18 protein-coding genes are annotated in these 17,646 nt (G+C 38.4%); 14 read left to right on the forward strand and 4 right to left on the reverse strand.

Annotated elements, in window-relative coordinates:
* Positions 1 to 87: 87 nt before the first annotated feature.
* The 4 genes from AC2YJL_RS18670 to AC2YJL_RS18685 all read left to right on the forward strand — a co-directional run bounded on the left by AC2YJL_RS18670 (position 88) and on the right by AC2YJL_RS18685 (position 4,199).
* Positions 88 to 732, forward strand: coding sequence for an SDR family oxidoreductase (locus AC2YJL_RS18670; RefSeq protein WP_251568326.1), 645 nt, complete (start codon positions 88 to 90; stop codon positions 730 to 732).
* A 129-nt stretch (positions 733 to 861) separates the two neighbouring features.
* Positions 862 to 1,041, forward strand: a complete 180-nt coding sequence (locus AC2YJL_RS18675) for a YjzC family protein (protein ID WP_195695372.1) — start codon at positions 862 to 864, stop codon at positions 1,039 to 1,041.
* A gap of 113 nt (positions 1,042 to 1,154) precedes the next feature.
* Positions 1,155 to 3,758 (forward strand): ATP-dependent chaperone ClpB, encoded by a 2,604-nt coding sequence (clpB, locus tag AC2YJL_RS18680; protein ID WP_251567133.1) that lies wholly within the window; start codon positions 1,155 to 1,157, stop codon positions 3,756 to 3,758.
* Between the two features lie 189 nt (positions 3,759 to 3,947).
* Positions 3,948 to 4,199 carry a hypothetical protein gene (locus AC2YJL_RS18685; protein WP_014461601.1) on the forward strand — a complete coding sequence of 84 codons (252 nt, stop codon included), beginning with the start codon at positions 3,948 to 3,950 and terminating at the stop codon, positions 4,197 to 4,199.
* Between the two features lie 28 nt (positions 4,200 to 4,227).
* Here the strand turns inward: AC2YJL_RS18685 and AC2YJL_RS18690 are convergent, their stop codons facing one another.
* The gene (locus AC2YJL_RS18690; protein WP_013081740.1) at positions 4,228 to 5,121 is read right to left on the reverse strand and encodes a helix-turn-helix domain-containing protein; all 894 of its coding nucleotides are present in this window, start codon (positions 5,119 to 5,121) and stop codon (positions 4,228 to 4,230) included.
* Between the two features lie 338 nt (positions 5,122 to 5,459).
* Between AC2YJL_RS18690 and AC2YJL_RS18695 the strand changes: the two genes are divergently transcribed.
* Both AC2YJL_RS18695 and galT read left to right on the forward strand, forming a co-directional pair.
* Positions 5,460 to 6,638 carry a galactokinase gene (locus AC2YJL_RS18695; protein ID WP_230931780.1) on the forward strand — a complete coding sequence of 393 codons (1,179 nt, stop codon included), beginning with the start codon at positions 5,460 to 5,462 and terminating at the stop codon, positions 6,636 to 6,638.
* Positions 6,639 to 6,668: 30 nt separating this feature from the next.
* The gene (gene galT / locus AC2YJL_RS18700; protein ID WP_230931781.1) at positions 6,669 to 8,192 is read left to right on the forward strand and encodes a UDP-glucose--hexose-1-phosphate uridylyltransferase; all 1,524 of its coding nucleotides are present in this window, start codon (positions 6,669 to 6,671) and stop codon (positions 8,190 to 8,192) included.
* 42 nt (positions 8,193 to 8,234) lie between these two features.
* Here the strand turns inward: galT and AC2YJL_RS18705 are convergent, their stop codons facing one another.
* Together AC2YJL_RS18705 and AC2YJL_RS18710 are read right to left on the reverse strand one after the other, a co-directional pair.
* Positions 8,235 to 9,119: an NAD(P)-dependent oxidoreductase gene (locus AC2YJL_RS18705; RefSeq protein WP_230931782.1), complete on the reverse strand. Its 885-nt coding sequence runs from the start codon at positions 9,117 to 9,119 to the stop codon at positions 8,235 to 8,237.
* A 202-nt stretch (positions 9,120 to 9,321) separates the two neighbouring features.
* Positions 9,322 to 9,510 carry a YjzD family protein gene (locus AC2YJL_RS18710; RefSeq protein WP_013055400.1) on the reverse strand — a complete coding sequence of 63 codons (189 nt, stop codon included), beginning with the start codon at positions 9,508 to 9,510 and terminating at the stop codon, positions 9,322 to 9,324.
* A 209-nt stretch (positions 9,511 to 9,719) separates the two neighbouring features.
* Here AC2YJL_RS18710 and AC2YJL_RS18715 point away from each other — a divergent pair, with 209 nt between their 5' ends.
* The 3 genes from AC2YJL_RS18715 (at position 9,720) to AC2YJL_RS18725 (ending at position 11,798) form a co-directional block, all read left to right on the forward strand.
* Complete coding sequence (locus AC2YJL_RS18715) at positions 9,720 to 10,460, forward strand: hypothetical protein (protein WP_013081744.1); 741 nt, start codon at positions 9,720 to 9,722, stop codon at positions 10,458 to 10,460.
* 181 nt (positions 10,461 to 10,641) lie between these two features.
* Entirely contained in the window at positions 10,642 to 11,526 is an 885-nt protein-coding gene (locus tag AC2YJL_RS18720) for an NAD-dependent epimerase/dehydratase family protein (RefSeq protein ID WP_028407462.1), read from the forward strand.
* 77 nt (positions 11,527 to 11,603) lie between these two features.
* Positions 11,604 to 11,798 (forward strand): ComZ family protein, encoded by a 195-nt coding sequence (locus AC2YJL_RS18725; RefSeq protein WP_013081746.1) that lies wholly within the window; start codon positions 11,604 to 11,606, stop codon positions 11,796 to 11,798.
* A 28-nt stretch (positions 11,799 to 11,826) separates the two neighbouring features.
* On the opposite strand, the gene AC2YJL_RS18730 is transcribed toward AC2YJL_RS18725, so the two are convergent.
* Positions 11,827 to 12,027 carry a hypothetical protein gene (locus AC2YJL_RS18730; protein ID WP_025749899.1) on the reverse strand — a complete coding sequence of 67 codons (201 nt, stop codon included), beginning with the start codon at positions 12,025 to 12,027 and terminating at the stop codon, positions 11,827 to 11,829.
* Between the two features lie 256 nt (positions 12,028 to 12,283).
* On the opposite strand from AC2YJL_RS18730, the gene AC2YJL_RS18735 reads away from it, so the two are divergent.
* The 5 genes from AC2YJL_RS18735 to AC2YJL_RS18755 all read left to right on the forward strand — a co-directional run bounded on the left by AC2YJL_RS18735 (position 12,284) and on the right by AC2YJL_RS18755 (position 17,615).
* Positions 12,284 to 13,222 carry a beta-ketoacyl-ACP synthase III gene (locus AC2YJL_RS18735; RefSeq protein WP_251567136.1) on the forward strand — a complete coding sequence of 313 codons (939 nt, stop codon included), beginning with the start codon at positions 12,284 to 12,286 and terminating at the stop codon, positions 13,220 to 13,222.
* Positions 13,223 to 13,261: 39 nt separating this feature from the next.
* The gene (gene fabF / locus AC2YJL_RS18740; protein WP_013055405.1) at positions 13,262 to 14,503 is read left to right on the forward strand and encodes a beta-ketoacyl-ACP synthase II; all 1,242 of its coding nucleotides are present in this window, start codon (positions 13,262 to 13,264) and stop codon (positions 14,501 to 14,503) included.
* A gap of 106 nt (positions 14,504 to 14,609) precedes the next feature.
* A complete protein-coding gene (locus tag AC2YJL_RS18745; protein WP_251567137.1) occupies positions 14,610 to 15,383 on the forward strand; it encodes a DUF2268 domain-containing putative Zn-dependent protease in 774 nt (257 codons plus the stop codon).
* A 226-nt stretch (positions 15,384 to 15,609) separates the two neighbouring features.
* A complete protein-coding gene (locus AC2YJL_RS18750) occupies positions 15,610 to 16,632 on the forward strand; it encodes an ABC transporter ATP-binding protein (protein ID WP_251567139.1) in 1,023 nt (340 codons plus the stop codon).
* A complete protein-coding gene (locus AC2YJL_RS18755) occupies positions 16,632 to 17,615 on the forward strand; it encodes an ABC transporter ATP-binding protein (protein ID WP_016763042.1) in 984 nt (327 codons plus the stop codon). The genes AC2YJL_RS18750 and AC2YJL_RS18755 overlap by 1 nt, the downstream gene beginning before the upstream one ends.
* Positions 17,616 to 17,646 lie beyond the last annotated feature (31 nt).

The following is a 17,646-nucleotide window of genomic DNA, read 5'->3' on the forward strand; positions in this document are numbered from 1 at the left end:
GATATTCTCAGAAAGGTTTCTTTGTTTAAAGGGAATTAATTGTGGGAACACCAATTGTATACTAAACAGAACGAAAGGTGATTTATGATGAAAGTATTAGTTGTTGGAGCAAACGGAACAACGGGAAAACAAGTGGTAGAAAAAGTCGCAAACAGCACACAGCACGAAGCTTATGCGATGATTCGCGACGAAAAACAAGCAGACGCTTTAAAAAAGCTGGGCGCTAACATTGTACTTGGTGACTTGGAGCAAGATGTTTCAGATGCTTTAAGAGGTATGGACGCTGTCATATTTGCAGCAGGTTCTGGAGGAAATACCGGAGACGAAAAGACAATCGCTGTAGATCAAAACGGTGCTAAAAATATCATTGATGAAGCAAAAAATCAAGGTGTAAAGCGCTTTGTTATGTTAAGTTCAATGGGAACAGACACACCTGAACAAGGACCAGAAGGCTTACAGCTTTACCTGCGTGCGAAAGCGATAGCGGATGAATACCTAAAGCAGTCTAATCTGCAGTATACAATTGTACGACCAGGAACTTTATCGAATGATCAAGCTACTGGGAAAATTGATATCAATAATGATATTCAAGATAAATCTCAGACGATTCCTCGAGCGGATGTAGCAACCGTGCTTGTAGAATGTCTGAACGAAGAAGCTACGATAGGAAAAACGTTTGAAATGTTAGCTGGAGAAACTGAAATCGAACAAGCTATTAAATTTACTCATTGATACAAAAGGGCGGATCTAAAGGTCTGCTCTTTTTCTCTTCCTAATATGAAAACATCTCCATTATGAAACAGAAATCTTAAGGGAATAGTATAGGAGAACATTTCATTTCAGGAATGAGGAGGCAGGACAATGGGACAAAATCGTCATTTTACACCAGGTCAAAAAGCTCCTAATAACGGAGTGTATATTGAAATTGGTGAAACAGGAAGTAACGTAAATAATCCTCAAAAGGTTAAATTAAAAGCAGGAGAGCGTTTTCCAGAGACGGCAAACGATGATCGCCACTGGACATATACGCGCAAGCCTTAATAGTGAAAAATAAAGAAGCCATTCTAAATTGAATGGCTTTACTTGTTTTCCTATTGCTGGGTATAATGAAATAAAGGTCAATAAAGGTCAAATGTATCGAAGGAGGATGTTTAATGGATATAAATAAAATGACCCAAAAATTGCAAGAAGGCGTGATGGAAGCGCAGTCCGAAGCTATTAAACGAAATCAGCAGGAAGTCGATATTGCTCATTTGCTTTATACGCTCATTCATCAGCAAGATGGTATTGCTCCTCGCATATTAGATCATTTACATATCGATCATCAATCTTTTCAGCAGCAGGTAAATCAATTGCTTGCGAAAAAACCAGCCGTTACAGGAAGCGGTGCTGAAGCAGGGAAGGTTTATATTACAAATAAACTTCAGCAGCTGTTTGTTAAAGCTCAAGAAGAAGCATCTCGTCTGCAAGATGATTATGTTTCAGTTGAACATATCTTTTTAGCGTTAGCCCAGGAACCTTCTTCTAGTGAATATGGCAAGTTATTTTCAAGTCACGGTGTAACAAAAAAAGCCTTGCAAGATGTGCTTACTAATCTTCGAGGGAATCAGCGTATTACAAGCCAAAACCCAGAAGTTACATATGAAGCGTTAGCTAAATATGGAAGAGACTTAGTAGCAGAAGTACGAGCAGGGAACATTGATCCCGTCATTGGACGAGATGGAGAAATTCGCCGCGTTATCCGCATTTTATCGCGAAAAACAAAAAACAATCCAGTTTTGATTGGAGAACCTGGCGTTGGTAAAACAGCGATTGTTGAAGGTCTAGCACAGCGTATTGTTCGTAGAGATGTGCCTGAAGGATTAAAAGATAAAACCATCTTTTCATTAGATATGGGAGCTTTAGTAGCAGGAGCGAAATTCAGGGGAGAATTTGAAGAGCGTTTAAAAGCTGTTCTTCAAGAAGTTAAGAAAAGCAACGGTCAAATTCTTTTATTCATTGACGAGCTTCATACAATCGTTGGCGCAGGCCGTACGGATGGAGCGATGGATGCAGGGAATATTTTAAAACCAATGCTTGCTAGAGGAGAACTTCACTGTATAGGAGCTACAACTCTTGATGAGTACCGTCAGTATATTGAAAAAGATCCAGCGCTTGAAAGACGCTTTCAACAGGTGCTGGTTGAAGAACCTTCAGTAGAAGATACAATCTCTATTTTGCGTGGTTTAAAAGAACGATTTGAGATTCATCACGGTGTAAACATTCATGACCGAGCGATTGTTTCAGCAGCGGTTATGTCTGATCGTTATATCTCAGACCGCTTTTTACCTGATAAAGCAATTGATTTAATTGATGAAGCATGCGCAACCATTCGAACAGAAATTGATTCGATGCCATCAGAATTAGATGAAGTAACACGACGTGTCATGCAGCTCGAAATTGAAGAAGCGGCATTAAGTAAAGAAACAGATCAAGCAAGCATCACAAGGTTAGAGGCAATTCGAAAAGAAGTCTCTGATTTAAAAGAGCGTGCAGATACAATGAAGCTGCAGTGGGAAAAAGAAAAGCAGTCGATTCAAACGGTGCAAGATGTTCGGGAGCAGCTTGAAAAAGCGAAGCGAGACCTAGAAGAAGCTGAAGGGAAATATGATTTAAATAAAGCAGCTGAACTTCGCCACGGACGCATTCCAGCTCTTGAAAAAGAACTAAAACAGCTGGAAGAAACAGCAGCTGAAAAAGCACAAGAAAACCGTTTGTTAAGAGAAGAAGTAACAGAAGAAGAAATTGCTGAAATTGTAGGAAGATGGACGGGAATTCCGGTATCAAAACTAGTTGAAGGAGAAAGAGAAAAGCTGTTGAAGCTTGAGTCAATTTTACAGCAGCGTGTAATTGGACAAGACGAAGCCGTATCCTTAGTGACGGATGCTGTGATTCGTGCACGGGCAGGCATTAAAGACCCGAACCGTCCGATTGGATCATTTATTTTCCTAGGACCTACCGGAGTAGGAAAAACGGAGCTAGCCAAAACGTTGGCACATTCTTTATTTGACAGTGAAGAACAAATGGTTCGGATTGATATGTCTGAGTACATGGAAAAGCATGCGGTCTCTAGGCTCATAGGAGCTCCTCCTGGCTACGTAGGATACGAAGAAGGCGGGCAGCTAACGGAAGCGGTAAGACGCAAGCCTTATTCAGTCGTTTTGTTGGATGAAATTGAAAAAGCCCATCCCGAAGTATTTAATGTGCTCCTTCAAATACTAGATGATGGAAGAGCGACAGATTCAAAAGGAAAAGTCATTGATTTTAAAAATACAGTTATTATTATGACGTCGAATATCGGTTCTCAATTTTTATTAGACGGTTTAACAAGTGAAGGCGAGATTACTGAAAACGCCAGAGAGCAAGTGATGGCTCAATTGAGACAGCATTTTCGTCCAGAATTCTTAAATCGAGTAGACGACACTATTTTATTCAAACCGCTAACTGTTCATGAAGTAAAAGGGATTATCGATAAGCTATTGCTTCAGCTTGAAAAGCGTTTATCCGATCGTCATATTTCGTTAACGTTAACAGAAGAAGCAAAAAATTATATTGCAGCCTCCGGGTTTGATCCGGTATACGGAGCTCGCCCTTTAAAAAGGTTTATTCAAAAATATATTGAAACAAAAATTGCTAGAGAATTAATTGCAGGGCAAATTGAAGATTATAGTCAAGTGACAGTTGATGTAAAAGATGATGAGTTTGTTGTCAGCGTATAAGTTTCCTAAAAAGATCATTCATGATAAACTGAATGGTCTTTTTTTGCTATCAAAAGCAGCTCTCCTTTTAAAATAAATAAAAGAAAATACGTGAGAGCTAAGTGTAAAAACTTATTCAGTTTTAGGTTGTAGAATATATCTAATTCATTTATGATAATACAAAATGGGCAAAGGAGCATGAATGAGCACATGAAGGACCGTATAGAGCTTATATATGACGAAGCATACGATTTTATAGATCAGGCATTAACTAAAATAAGAGCGCTGGATAAAAATGATCTTCAAGCTGAAAATGAAGAAGTGCAGGAAAAGGCAGAACGGACAGAGTTTGCACTTCAAGCTGCACGAGATATTTTAGAAAATATGATTATCCCGGGTAAAAAATTGACTTTTATTTACGAAAAAGGTTCTGTAGTAGTAGAAATTCCCGATAAAAAATAAAAACGACTTCCTTTTATGGAAGTCGTTTTTATTTTGGCAATGCAAAGTGCTCATCAATGGATGCATCACTTTTTCGATACTGCCCGGGTGTCATATTGGTCGTTTTGCGAAATACTTTTGTTAAATAATTGGCATTTGCATAGCCGACGTTTTCAGCAATTTCTTCGATTGAGTACTTGGTTTGATGCAGTAGCTCGGCCGCTTTTTGAATGCGAAGCTTCGTTAAGTATTGAATCGGCGTAATCCCAGTCGTTTGTTTGAATAACCGGCTAAAATGATAGCGAGATAAATGAGCTGCATCTGCCATTTCATCCGGACCGATTTCTTCATGATAATGATTACGGGCAAATAAAATAGAGCTAATGATACTTTCAGGCCAATCTTCTGTAAAACTGTCCATGCTTTTAATATATTGGTACAGCTCCATTACAAAGCGGTAAGATAAGCTTGAGGCATGAAATGGATCTGCTATATGTTTTTCACTTGCCCGCTTATATATTTGAGCAAGCAGCTGAACAGGTGCTGATTCAGGATGAAACCGTATTACAGGGGAGTGGGTTGACTGAATATAATCCCAGCATTTTTGTACTTCATCTCCGTATAATGTAAGAAAAATAAACTCCCAGTTTTCACTTTCCTTTGGTAAGTAATAGCGATAATTTCCAGGTATATTGACGATGAATGCTTTCCCAGCATCCACTTTATATTCTTGTCCATCTATTTCAATCATTCCGTATCCAGAAACCGTGTATTGAAAAATATATTTCCCTACGTCTTTTCGCTGATTTCCGCTCCAGTTATAAAGGGGAGAGAAAACTTCATCCCACCCAACAGACCATAGCTGCGCAACTTCATTTGTGCGGGATTCTAAAAACCTGTATGCGTACGTTGAATATTCTTGAGCTTGGAAATGTGAGAGCAAATTTTCACCTTCTTTTTGAAATAAAGTAGTACTTAATTCTTACTTTAACGTAATCGCTTTCATTTTTCTATAATTTTTTGAAAATATCGTGATTATTTTTAGGGAATGTCTCTAAATCTATTATTTTCTTATAATTTGCAAGTCAAGGCTCACATAAAGATAACACCTTTTTGGCGCAAGAGTAGTTCATCGTCAATTCAAAAGAATCATTTTTAAAGGGATAAGCAAAAAAGTACCGATTATCGATAGTAATTTTACCATTGAGGCAAGGAAAATTGGACTTTACAATGTACATATGAATCCGTTTCCAAAAAACTACTTAAAATAGGTGATAATAAATGCTGGGAAAATTAATCGAAGAGTTCAAACAAATATTTCATTCGTCAGAAGCTATTCGCTGCTTTTTTGCGCCAGGACGTGTCAATTTAATTGGAGAACATACTGATTATAATGGAGGGCATGTTTTTCCTTGTTCATTGAGTATAGGAACGTATGCGGTAGTACAAAAACGTCACGATCGACAAATACGTATGTACTCTAAAAACTTCTCTGAAGCAGGCGTTATTGAATCCTCTTTAGAGCAATTAACGTACAAAATCGAAGATGATTGGGCTAATTATCCAAAAGGAGTAATGGATACCTTTAAAAAGCACGGATATGACCTTCCTTTTGGTTTTGATATCTTGTTTTTTGGCAACATTCCTAATGGAGCAGGGCTTTCATCATCCGCATCAATTGAGTTAGTCACATGCGTACTTTTAAATAAAATTCTTGAATTGAATATCGATATGATGGACCTTGTAAAAATGGCGCAGCAAGCTGAAAATGAATTTATCGGCGTAAGCTGCGGGATTATGGATCAGTTTGCAATTGGAATGGGAAAAGAAAATCAAGCCGTATTGTTAAACTGTCAAACTCTTGAATACCAGTATAGCTCGCTGCAGTTAACAGATGCTGTGCTCGTTATTTCTAACACAAATAAGCGAAGAGGGCTGGCAGATTCAAAATATAATGAGCGCCGTATGGAGTGTGAAAGAGCGCTGTCAGATTTACAAACGTCACTTTCCATTAATTCGCTTGGTGATTTAACCAAAGAACAATTTGAAAAGCATAAATCTTTGATACAAAACGAAGTAGATTGTAAGCGCGCTAAACATGCGGTATATGAAAATGAACGCACAAAAGAAGCGGTTGCTAAATTGCAAAACGGTGATTTAAAAGGGTTTGGTCAATTGATGAATGAGTCGCACCGTTCGCTGAGAGATGACTATGAAGTAAGCGGAAAAGAACTAGATGCTCTTGTAGAAGCAGCTTGGCTGCAAGAAGGCGTGATTGGATCACGCATGACAGGTGCAGGCTTTGGGGGCTGTACAATCAGCATCGTAAAAAAAGCACAGGTTGATAGGTTTATTGAGGAAGTAAAAGAAGCCTACTACAAGAAAACAAGTTTAGAAGCTGAATTTTACGTGGTTACCGTTGGAGAAGGAGCGCGTGAACTCACATTAGAAGCAGTATAAGAAAAAACAGATAGAGAAAGGAACGAGTGTATGTCAGTCAACATTCATGAAGAAATCACCCGACTTATTCAATATGGTCTGCAAAAGAATCTATTAACAAAATGGGATATAGATGTGGTGAGAAATAAACTGCTGGAAGTGTTAAAGCTCGATGAATACATCATGGTAAAAGTCAAACAAGAACGTCTGGAACATCCAGCTGCTATTTTAGACAACATGCTTGATTGGGCTGCCAAAAACAATCGAATTGCCGAGAATTCTATCACGTATAGAGATTTATTCGATACCAAAATAATGGGATGCTTTGCAAGCATGCCGTCAGAGGTTAATCGACTATTTTATGATTATTATCAACAAAGTCCTCAAAAAGCCACAAGCTACTATTATAAGCTGTCAAAAGACATTCACTACATTCGCCAAGATCGAATTGCTAAAAACGAAAGATGGGTAACAAACACTGATTTTGGAGAGCTTGAAATTACGATTAATTTGTCTAAGCCGGAAAAAGATCCAAAAGCAATTGCAGCAAGCAAATCGTTGAAGGAAAGCAACTATCCGCTGTGTCTTCTCTGTAAAGAAAATGCTGGTTATGCAGGTCGTATTAACCACCCAGCTCGTCAAAATCATCGGATTATTCCTGTGGAATTGCAGGAAGAGATGTGGTACATGCAGTTTTCACCGTATGTTTATTATAATGAGCATGCTATTGTTTTTGCGAGTGAGCATACACCTATGCATATTTCAAAGCAAACGTTTGAGCGGCTGCTTGCCTTTGTTGAACAATTCCCACATTACTTTTTAGGGTCAAATGCAGATTTACCCATTGTAGGAGGGTCCATTTTAACGCATGATCACTTTCAAGGAGGCTATCATGAGTTTCCTATGGCTAAAGCAAGAATAAATAAATTGTTCTCTCTCAAAGCGCATCCAGATGTGAAAGCTGGAATTGTTCATTGGCCGATGTCGGTTGTTCGTCTTCAAAGTCCGCACCTTGCACCATTAGTGGAAGCAGCAGATTTTATTTTGAAGAAATGGAAATCATATAGTGATCAAAGCGCTGGCATTTTAGCTTTTACAGATCAAACTCCTCACAATACAGTCACACCTATTGCTAGGAAAAGAGGAGATTTGTACGAATTAGATTTAGTACTGCGAAACAATCGAACAAACAGCAAACATCCAGATGGCATTTATCATCCGCATGCAGAAGTTCATCATATCAAAAAAGAAAATATAGGTTTAATTGAAGTAATGGGGCTTGCAGTTTTACCTGGTCGTTTAAAAGACGAAATGAGTCTAGTGGCCAAAGGATTAGTTCAGAATAATCTGAGCGAGTTAGCCAGCAGGCATGATCAAGTGCAAAAACACGTGGAGTGGGCTGAGCACATCAAGAAAAAGTATCCGCATATTGAAGAGAAAAATGTTCACGAGATTCTCCAACAAGAGCTTGGTTTAGTCTTTGCGACTATTTTAGAACATGCAGGTGTGTTTAAACAAACTGCTGAAGGACAGCTTGCATTCAGTCGCTTTATGAATTCGTTAAATCAAGAGTAAATTATTAATAAAAACAGGCAGCTCATTATGAGCTGCCTGTTTTTATACAGTTATGGCATGCTGTTTTAACAGGGTATATAGAGCCTGCGTTCCTTTATTTTCATCGCCTTGTTTTTCAAGCTGTTCATAAAGCGATTTTGCTAATTTTAATCCTGGTGTATACAGCTCCATTTCTTCAGCTGATTCGATGGCAATCTTCATATCTTTAATAAAGTGTTTAATATAAAAGCCCGGTTCGAAGTCTCCTTTAATCATGCGAGGGGCTAAATTGCTTAATGACCAGCTTCCCGCTGCGCCTGTTTCAATACTTTTTAGAACGGTGTCCGGATCTAATCCTGCTTTTTCAGCATAAAGTATCGCTTCGCATACACCCATCATATTGGAGGCAATAGCAATTTGATTGCACATTTTTGTGTGTTGACCAGCTCCAGCGCTGCCTTGAAGAACGATATTTGTTCCCATTTTTTCAAGAATAGGCGTAACGGCAGAGAACGCTTCAGCATCGCCTCCTACCATAATCGCTAATGTTGCGTTTCGAGCTCCAATATCGCCTCCTGAAACAGGAGCGTCAAGCGCATGAATGTGCTTCTCTTTTGCTGCTTGATAAATCTCACGTGCAAGGATAGGGCTTGATGTTGTCATATCAATTGTATAGCAGCCTTTCTTTGCATTATGTATAATACCGTCTTTGCCTAAATAAATCTCTTTTACATCGTGAGGATAGCCTACCATGGTGATAATAACATCAGATTGTTCAGCCACTTCTTGAACGGTTTCTTTCCAGATGGCCCCTTTTTCAAGTAGTGCTTGAGCACGAGTTTTTGTTCGCGTATAAACAAGGACTTCATATCCTGCGTCAATTAAATGCCCGGCCATGCTTTGACCCATAACGCCTGTTCCGATAAAACCAATTTTTTCTTTAGTCACAGCAGTATTCACTCCTAAAATTAATAGTTTGATTATTCTAAAATTATATAGTTAAAGGTTGGGATAATCAATGATTATGAATGTATAAAAATGTAAAAAATAGCTTCAGTCATTTGTTTTGAATACGAGTTAACGAAAGAAATTGCTGAGAAAAGCCTATGCCAAAAGATAAAAAAAGCGCTGGCTTTACAGCCAACACTTTTTAGTGATGATTATTTGCTGGTTTATTCGGTACACCCAGTTCTCCAATCAAAATTACAACTAGCGTGAAAACTACTCCAAGGATGGAAGCGGTTGCGAAACTGTAAGTACCGCCCGTCATTGCAGAGATTACGTACACTGCCATATTCATTAGTAAAAAGCCCCAAACAAAAGCCATTACGACACGCATTCTATTCACCTCGTTTACAGTACAGTTTGATTTCATTTTAGCATATAGCAGTCAAATAAGAAATTGAATTTTTTATGAATAAATAAGGGGCGTGTTCCCATATAGAAACAAAAGAGCAATAAGTCAGAAATAGGCATTATTCTAGTGCGCTTTTTGATGGTTCTATCATACACTGTATGGAACAACTAGTAAGTTACGGAGGAAGAGCTATGATACATCGACGCTTTTTTAGCTTAGATACGCAATGGAATGTCGTACATGTCCCTGAACGACCGAATGGTTTCGGTGTGTTAGTATTGGGTGATAAAGATCATTTTGTTGAAAGTTCAACTAGCTTATGGATTCAGCACGGCGGAAGGTCACAGCTGTTGCAATGTTTACAAGATGAAGGATACACAGTATTTTATTCCAATTTATATGGCCGACATTGGGGGTCTCCTGAAGCATATCACCTTGCAAAACAACTTTATCATTTAGTAATGAAACAAGAAATTTTAAATAAACGAATTCATATTTTAGCTGAAGGAATGGGGGCTCTGTTAGCGCTGCAGCTAATGGAAAATGACGGGAATACGTTCGTTCGATCAGCTGGTTTACTAAATCCATGTATTGATCTTCATACGCATGCAGAACATGAAAAAAACAATAAATTCTTTTATAAACAATTCACGAAGGACTTGACTCAAGCTTATAAAGTGGAGCGTAAGCAAGTATCAAAGTTAATTAAGGAGTACCCTTCTGTTACAGAATTAAAATCAACGCTGCCCGTGAAGATATGGACGGCGCCTAATGCCTCTACTCATTATCCAATTGCACACAGTAAAAAATATGAACTACATCGTGAAGAACTTCACTCTCCGATTATGCTTTCACTTTATTTACCGGAAAAAAACTATTTGTTTGAACGGTCCCTTCTCCAATTTTATAAACAACATGAAAAAGTGTTATAAGCAAAGCTTCTATGATTATACATATCATAGGGGCTTTTTGTATAAGAGATAAAATGAAAAAAGAGTTCATGATGCTTTTACAGGTGAGCTTCTTTGAAATAAGGAATGAGTGGCCTTCATAACTATAGGGATTTAAGCTTTTTGTTGAATAAATGATGAATGAAGAATTGGAGGAAGCGATATGGGAAATGTAGTAGTAATAGGGGCAAACCGCTTTATTGGTTTTCATTTATGTATGGCTTTTTTAGACGAAGGTACAGAAGTAAAAGGGTATACACATTCTGCTCATAAAGAAGAAGATGATTTGCAGGAAGAAATGAAATTTTTCTTAGGGCGAAACGCTAATTATGCATCGACTGAAGTAGGAGAGTCATTAGATATGATTACCTCAGAAACGGATATTGTCTACTTTACGTATTTCGATGGAGGAGATTTTTATCATCCTGATTTTTTAAGACAAGAAATGCAAAAAGCGCAGCAAGTGCTCATTCAAGCGCTTAACAAATGCCGTCAATTCAACATTCGATTTGTGTTTGTTTCTACCATGCGCGTATTTGGAGACCAGCAGCGAAAGATTGAAGAAACAACGATTCCAGAACCGGACAGTAGTGAAGGAAGGCTATACGTTCATTTTGAGCGAATGATAGAGAAATATAAAGATGATGGATGGCCCATTATAATTGTCAGAACGCCGACTCTTTACGGACCTTGGCAGCCTTTGTCAATGTGCTATTCCAAAAATATTGCCGGGTACGAAGAGGCCTTTAACATTATGGAAGGCACGGATTTTATTATTTACATTGAAGATGCCGTCAGTGCACTTAGACGCTGTAAAACTGCTGCATATTCATATGAAGTGGTTCATTTAGTGGAAGAAAAGTTACAGCCTTGGAGCGCAGGAGCAAACATTACTCATATGGAGGTGAAGGAAGAAGCAGCTCAAGAAAAATATGAAATCAGCAGGAAAGCGAAAGAACTGCTGCATTTTTCTTCAAAAGTAACGGCTAAAGAAGGCATTTATCTGCAAAAAAAACATATGAGAACATTCTTTTTACCTCTTCATTAAAAGGAGAAAGTTGTACTTATAGAATAGATTCGCTAATATAAGGAGGAATAAATGTTTTTAATAAAGGAGATTTCACTATGGAAGAGCAAAATATGCAATTCATGCAAATTGCAATGAAGTACTTGCCAGAAGCAAAACAGATCTTAGATGAAACAGGCGTTGAGTTATCAATGGAACACGTACAGCCGGTATTGACATTACTAACAAAAGTAATGAACGACGCTTATGAGCTTGGCAAGCAAGATGCATTAGCTGAAAATGAAAACAACTAAAGAAAACAGCTCGGTAGAATCCGAGCTGTTATTTTTGTTTGGAAAATAAATCGACTAAAGGGGCAAACTGTTTAAGAAGAGGAGCTAGTTCTTCGACGGCGAGTACAATTTCATCGATTTGTTTAAATAATCGTTCCCACTCCTCTCGTTCTCTTTCTTCTCTTGATTTTCTGCGCCCAGCTCCAAACATAAAATCAGAAAAACCTTCATTTCTTTGTCTTCTTGCCATGATACTCATTCCTTTCACTATTTTAATGGTGGGTAAGTTCTTACCTAATGTTCCATACTAGAGTAAGAGGGTCCCGTATGATTACTATATGTAGCATGATAGATACCTGAGTAGGACGAACACCTATATAGACAAAAAATAAAAAATGAAGTAAAATTAGTACCAACTCATAATAATTGATTATATAATCGATAAATGAAATGACGGATATAGGTTTTATAGGAATATAAGCCTTTTATTTAAAGGAGAGGTTGATATGAACGCTGGTGTTCTAGGAATTGGACGTTATGTACCAGAGAAAGTTGTAACAAATTTAGATCTTGAAAAAGTAATGGATACATCAGATGAGTGGATTCGTACGCGCACAGGTATTCAAGAGCGCCGAATTGCAGCTGATAACGAGGACACATCTGATTTAGCTTATAAAGCAGCAGTTGAAGCTTTACATAAAGCTAACGTCAAAGCAGAAGATATTGACATGATCATTGTTGCTACGGTAACGCCAGATCAACCGTTTCCTACAGTATCATGTATGCTACAAGAAAAATTGGGAGCAACAAAAGCAGCTTCTTACGATGTGAGTGCTGCATGTGCAGGATTTATGTACGGCATGATTACAGCTAAGCAATTTATTGAAACCAATGCTTACAAGCATATATTAGTGGTCGGTGTAGAAAAGCTTTCTAAGATTACAGATTGGGACGACCGTAACACGGCTGTTTTATTCGGAGACGGAGCAGGTGCAGTTGTAATGGGACCTGTATCAGAAGGACGAGGTATTTTATCCTTTGAACTAGGGTCGGACGGTACGGGAGGCAAGCACTTGTATCAAAACGAGCTTGATCATATTGTCATGAACGGACGTGAAGTATTTAAGTTTGCTGTTCGACAAATGGGGGAATCTGCTGTTAATGTAATTGAAAAAGCGGGTTTAACAAAAGAGGATGTGGATTTTCTTGTACCTCATCAAGCGAATATTCGTATTATGGAAGCTGCAAGACAGCGATTAGATTTGCCTGAAGAAAAAATGTCTAAAACAATCCAATACTATGGCAATACATCAGCAGCATCGATTCCAATTTCAATTGTTCATGAACTTGAAGCAGGGAAAATTCAAGATGATGATTTAATTGTAATGGTTGGCTTCGGAGGCGGCTTAACATGGGGAGCTATTGCTATTAGATGGGGAAAATAACACTACATTTTTAAAGCAACTGAAGGAGATGAATGTACGATGAATAAAAAACGTGTAGTTGTAACAGGACTTGGTGGGCTTACACCAATTGGAAATGACGTAGAAACAGCTTGGAAAAACGCAGTAGCAGGCGTGTCTGGCGTTGGTCCTTTAACAAGACTAGATGCAGATGAATTCCCGGCTAAAGTAGCAGCTGAAGTAAAAGATTTTAACGTGGAAGATTTTATTGATCGCAAAGAGGCTCGTAAGATGGATCGCTTTACTCAATATGCAATGGTAGCTGCATTGGCGGCTGTTAAAGATGCGGATTTGACTATTACAGAAGAAATTGCTCCAAACGTCGGCGTTTGGATTGGTTCTGGAATTGGCGGTATGGAAACGTTTGAAAACCAATATTCAACGTTATTAGAAAAAGGTGCCCGCCGTGTAAGTCCATTTTTCATTCCGATGATGATTCCTGATATGGCAACAGGACAAGTTTCTATTGCTTTAGGGGCGAAAGGCGTGAACTCTTGTACGGTAACGGCATGTGCAACAGGTACAAACTCTATTGGTGATGCGTTTAAAGTCATTCAACGCGGAGATGCAGACGTGATGGTGACGGGCGGTACGGAAGCGCCAATCACGCGTTTATCTATTGCTGGTTTCTGTGCGAATAAAGCACTTTCTACAAATCCAGATCCTGCAACAGCATCTCGTCCGTTTGATAAAGACCGCGACGGCTTCGTTATGGGAGAAGGTGCGGGTGTTATTGTGCTTGAAGAGCTTGAACATGCACTAGCGCGCGGCGCACGTATTTATGCTGAAATTGTGGGCTATGGTTCAACAGGAGATGCTCACCATATCACAGCGCCAGCTCCAGGAGGAGAAGGCGGCGTTCGTGCAATGCGTCATGCCATTGAAGATGCAGGCCTACAGCCAAGTGATATTGATTACATCAATGCTCACGGTACAAGTACAGGATACAATGATAAATTTGAAACAATGGCTATTAAAGAAGTATTTGGTGACCACGCTCAAAAAGTAGCAATTAGTTCAACAAAGTCAATGACTGGCCACTTGTTAGGAGCTGCTGGCGGAGTAGAAGCTATTTTTAGTGTGAAGGCAATTCAAGACGGTATTCTTCCTCCAACAATTAACTATCAAACACCTGATGAAGAGTGCGATTTAGACTACATTCCAAACAAAGCCCGTAAGCAAGAAGTAAAAGCGGTGCTAAGCAACTCACTTGGATTTGGCGGTCACAATGCAACAATCATCTTTAAAAAATACGAAGCATAATGAAAAATTCTAGGCTGATGCCTAGAATTTTTTTTATTTTTAATAACCAAAAGAGTAGCTGTGAACATATCATGAAACAAAAGGATGAAGAAAGTGTGGGGAAAACATGCCGATTGTTTCAACTTCTACTTGGACGGAGCCGAAAGAAATAAGCCGTTATCTTGCGCGCTATTTTAAGAAATTAAAAGAAAAAGAATATATGGAATTACTTTTTAACTATGGAATGTGTCCGCCTTCTTTAATGTTTATAAAAGAATTAGAAGAAATGAAGAAAAGACAGGTTTGGAAGAAAGTTAAAGCACATTATGAAAAGCTTAAAAAAGCATGGAATGGACCCGATGTAGCGGTGCTAGTGCTTCCAAGCAATCCTAGAAATCGAAAAATGCAGCGTGAATTTAATGGAAGAGCAGGTGTCGCTTTTATCGATAAATTATTTGTGTTTATGACAAGTCATACATCCGATGAAGAAATGTTAGCGGTACTTACCCATGAATACCATCACGTTTGCAGGCTAAAAGCCATTAATAAATCTGATGAAACGATTACTTTGTTAGACGCTATGATGATGGAAGGGTTAGCTGAAAGAGCTGTAGAGGAGTATTGTGGTAAAAAATATTTAGCTCCGTGGACAAATTATTATACCATTGAAGAAGCTAAAAAAATGTGGGAAAAGCATGTTAAACCTTATTACAATCTGCGCGCTGATGAAAAGAAATATGATCAACTGTTATTCGGCCAAAATTGGTATCCAGAAATGATGGGCTACAATATTGGTTATCATCTTGTTACTTCATGTATGAAGCCTCACACTTTAACTACTACACAGCTGCTTCCTCTTAGCACCAATACTATCTTAAAAAAATCTGCGTTCCAACTGTAAAAAAACAAGTTCTATATACCTAAAGTTAAAAATAGTAAATTTTATCCTATTTTCAACAAAAAATTAGGAGGTTTATGCGTTAAAGTGCCGAAGGAATATTCAGAAATCATTATTTTAAAAATAAAAAATATAATTAATTTTCAAAATATATTGATTTTGTAATGAAATTGTAATAATATCTTATTCAAATATAACAATTTTTAGAAAAATGAGGTGTGCACTATAAATGGATAAAAAGCCCGTCGAATCAACACCTTTACTAGAAGTGAAAAACTTACAAACTGCTTTTTCCATTAATGATTCCTGGCATAATGCTGTGGACGACGTGTCGTTTCAAGTCGGACGAAAGCGAATTATAGGGGTTGTAGGAGAATCTGGCTGTGGAAAAAGCGTATTGTCTTTATCCGTTATTGGGCTATTACCTAAAGTAAATAGTCAAATTAGAAGCGGAAGCGTTTTATTTAACGGAAAGAATCTTACGCACTTATCAGAAGATGAGATGAATGATGTTCGGGGGAAAGACATCTCAATGATTTTCCAAGAACCGATGACATCCCTTAATCCTGTGTTAACCATTGGGTATCAGCTGCAGGAAGTATTGTTTAACCATATGAATATATCGAAAGCGGAAGCGCGTGAAAAAAGCATTGCGCTTTTAAAAAGAGTTGGTATTTCGAGATCCGAAAAGCTCATCGATGAATATCCGCATCAGCTGTCAGGAGGAATGAGGCAGCGTGTCATGATTGCCATGGCGGTAGCTTGTCAGCCTAAACTTTTAATTGCTGATGAGCCGACCACGGCCCTAGATGTTACGGTTCAAGCTCAAATTTTAGAATTGCTAAAAGAAATTCAAGAAAGCAATGATATGTCTATTATTATGATTACACATGATTTAGGAGTAGTTGCTGAGATGTGTGATGAAGTGATTGTCATGTATGGCGGAAAAATTGTGGAACATACAGATGTTGATACGTTATTTTATGCCCCGAAACATCCGTACACGAAAGCGCTTCTTCACTCAATTCCACGCATGGAAGATGATGTAGAAGTATTAAATACGATCAAAGGAATTGTGCCTTCTCTTGTAAACATGCCGCGGACAGGCTGTCGTTTCGTTAACCGATGTCCTCATGCAATGGAAGACTGCAGTTCCGTTACGCCTGTTCTTCGCCAGGATTCACAGGGGCATGATGTCGCATGTCTGCTGTATAAAAATAGCTATCCGTCAAAAGGAGTGAAGACAAGCTAATGACTAAAGCGGTGAAAGATGTATTGCTAGAAGTTCAGCATTTAAAAACCTACTATCCTATTCACGGCGGATTTTTTCGAAAGAAAATTGGTGATGTAAAAGCAGTTGATGGTATTTCTTTTGCAATTCGAAAAGGAGAAACGCTCGGTCTAGTAGGAGAATCTGGCTGTGGAAAATCCACGGCAGGAAGAACGATTCTAAGACTATTGGAACCAACTAGTGGAAAAATTATTTTCGATGGTAAAGATATCACAGAAGCAAAAGGAACTTCTCTCCGTAAAATTAGACAAGATTTTCAAATGGTTTTTCAAGATCCCTATGCTTCCCTCAATCCAATGCAAATGGTTGGAGATGTTATTTCTGAACCAATTCGGAATTTTACAGGGAAATCAACCAATCAATTAAAATCAGAAGTTATGAATCTACTTACAAAAGTAGGGTTACCGGAAGATGCATACTATAAATATCCTCACGAATTTTCCGGTGGACAGCGTCAGCGGATTGGAATTGCACGTGCACTTGCACTTCGTCCAAAACTTATTATTGCTGATGAACCGGTATCGGCACTCGACGTTTCTGTCCAATCACAAGTTTTAAACCTTCTAAAAGAACTTCAACAAGAATTCGACCTAACCTTTTTATTTATTGCCCATGATTTGAGTGTTGTTAAACATATGAGTGACCGTATCGGTGTTATGTACCTAGGCGGTTTAGTGGAAATTGCTGATAAGAAAAGTCTATACGCAGAGCCATTGCACCCTTATACGCAAGCACTTGTATCGGCTATACCTGAACCAGATCCACGAAAGAAAAAACAACGTATTATTTTGCAGGGAGATGTGCCAAGTCCAATTGATCCGCCAAAAGGCTGTGCGTTTCATCCTCGCTGTATACATGCAATGGCAGAGTGCAGCCAAACGAAACCTGCCTTAAAGGAGGTGAGACCTGGCCATCAAGTAGCTTGCCATTTATATAACTCGTAAAAGCTACATACGAACAGATTATTAGTTAAAT

The sequence above is a fragment of the Priestia sp. SRI_019 genome (assembly GCF_057586255.1).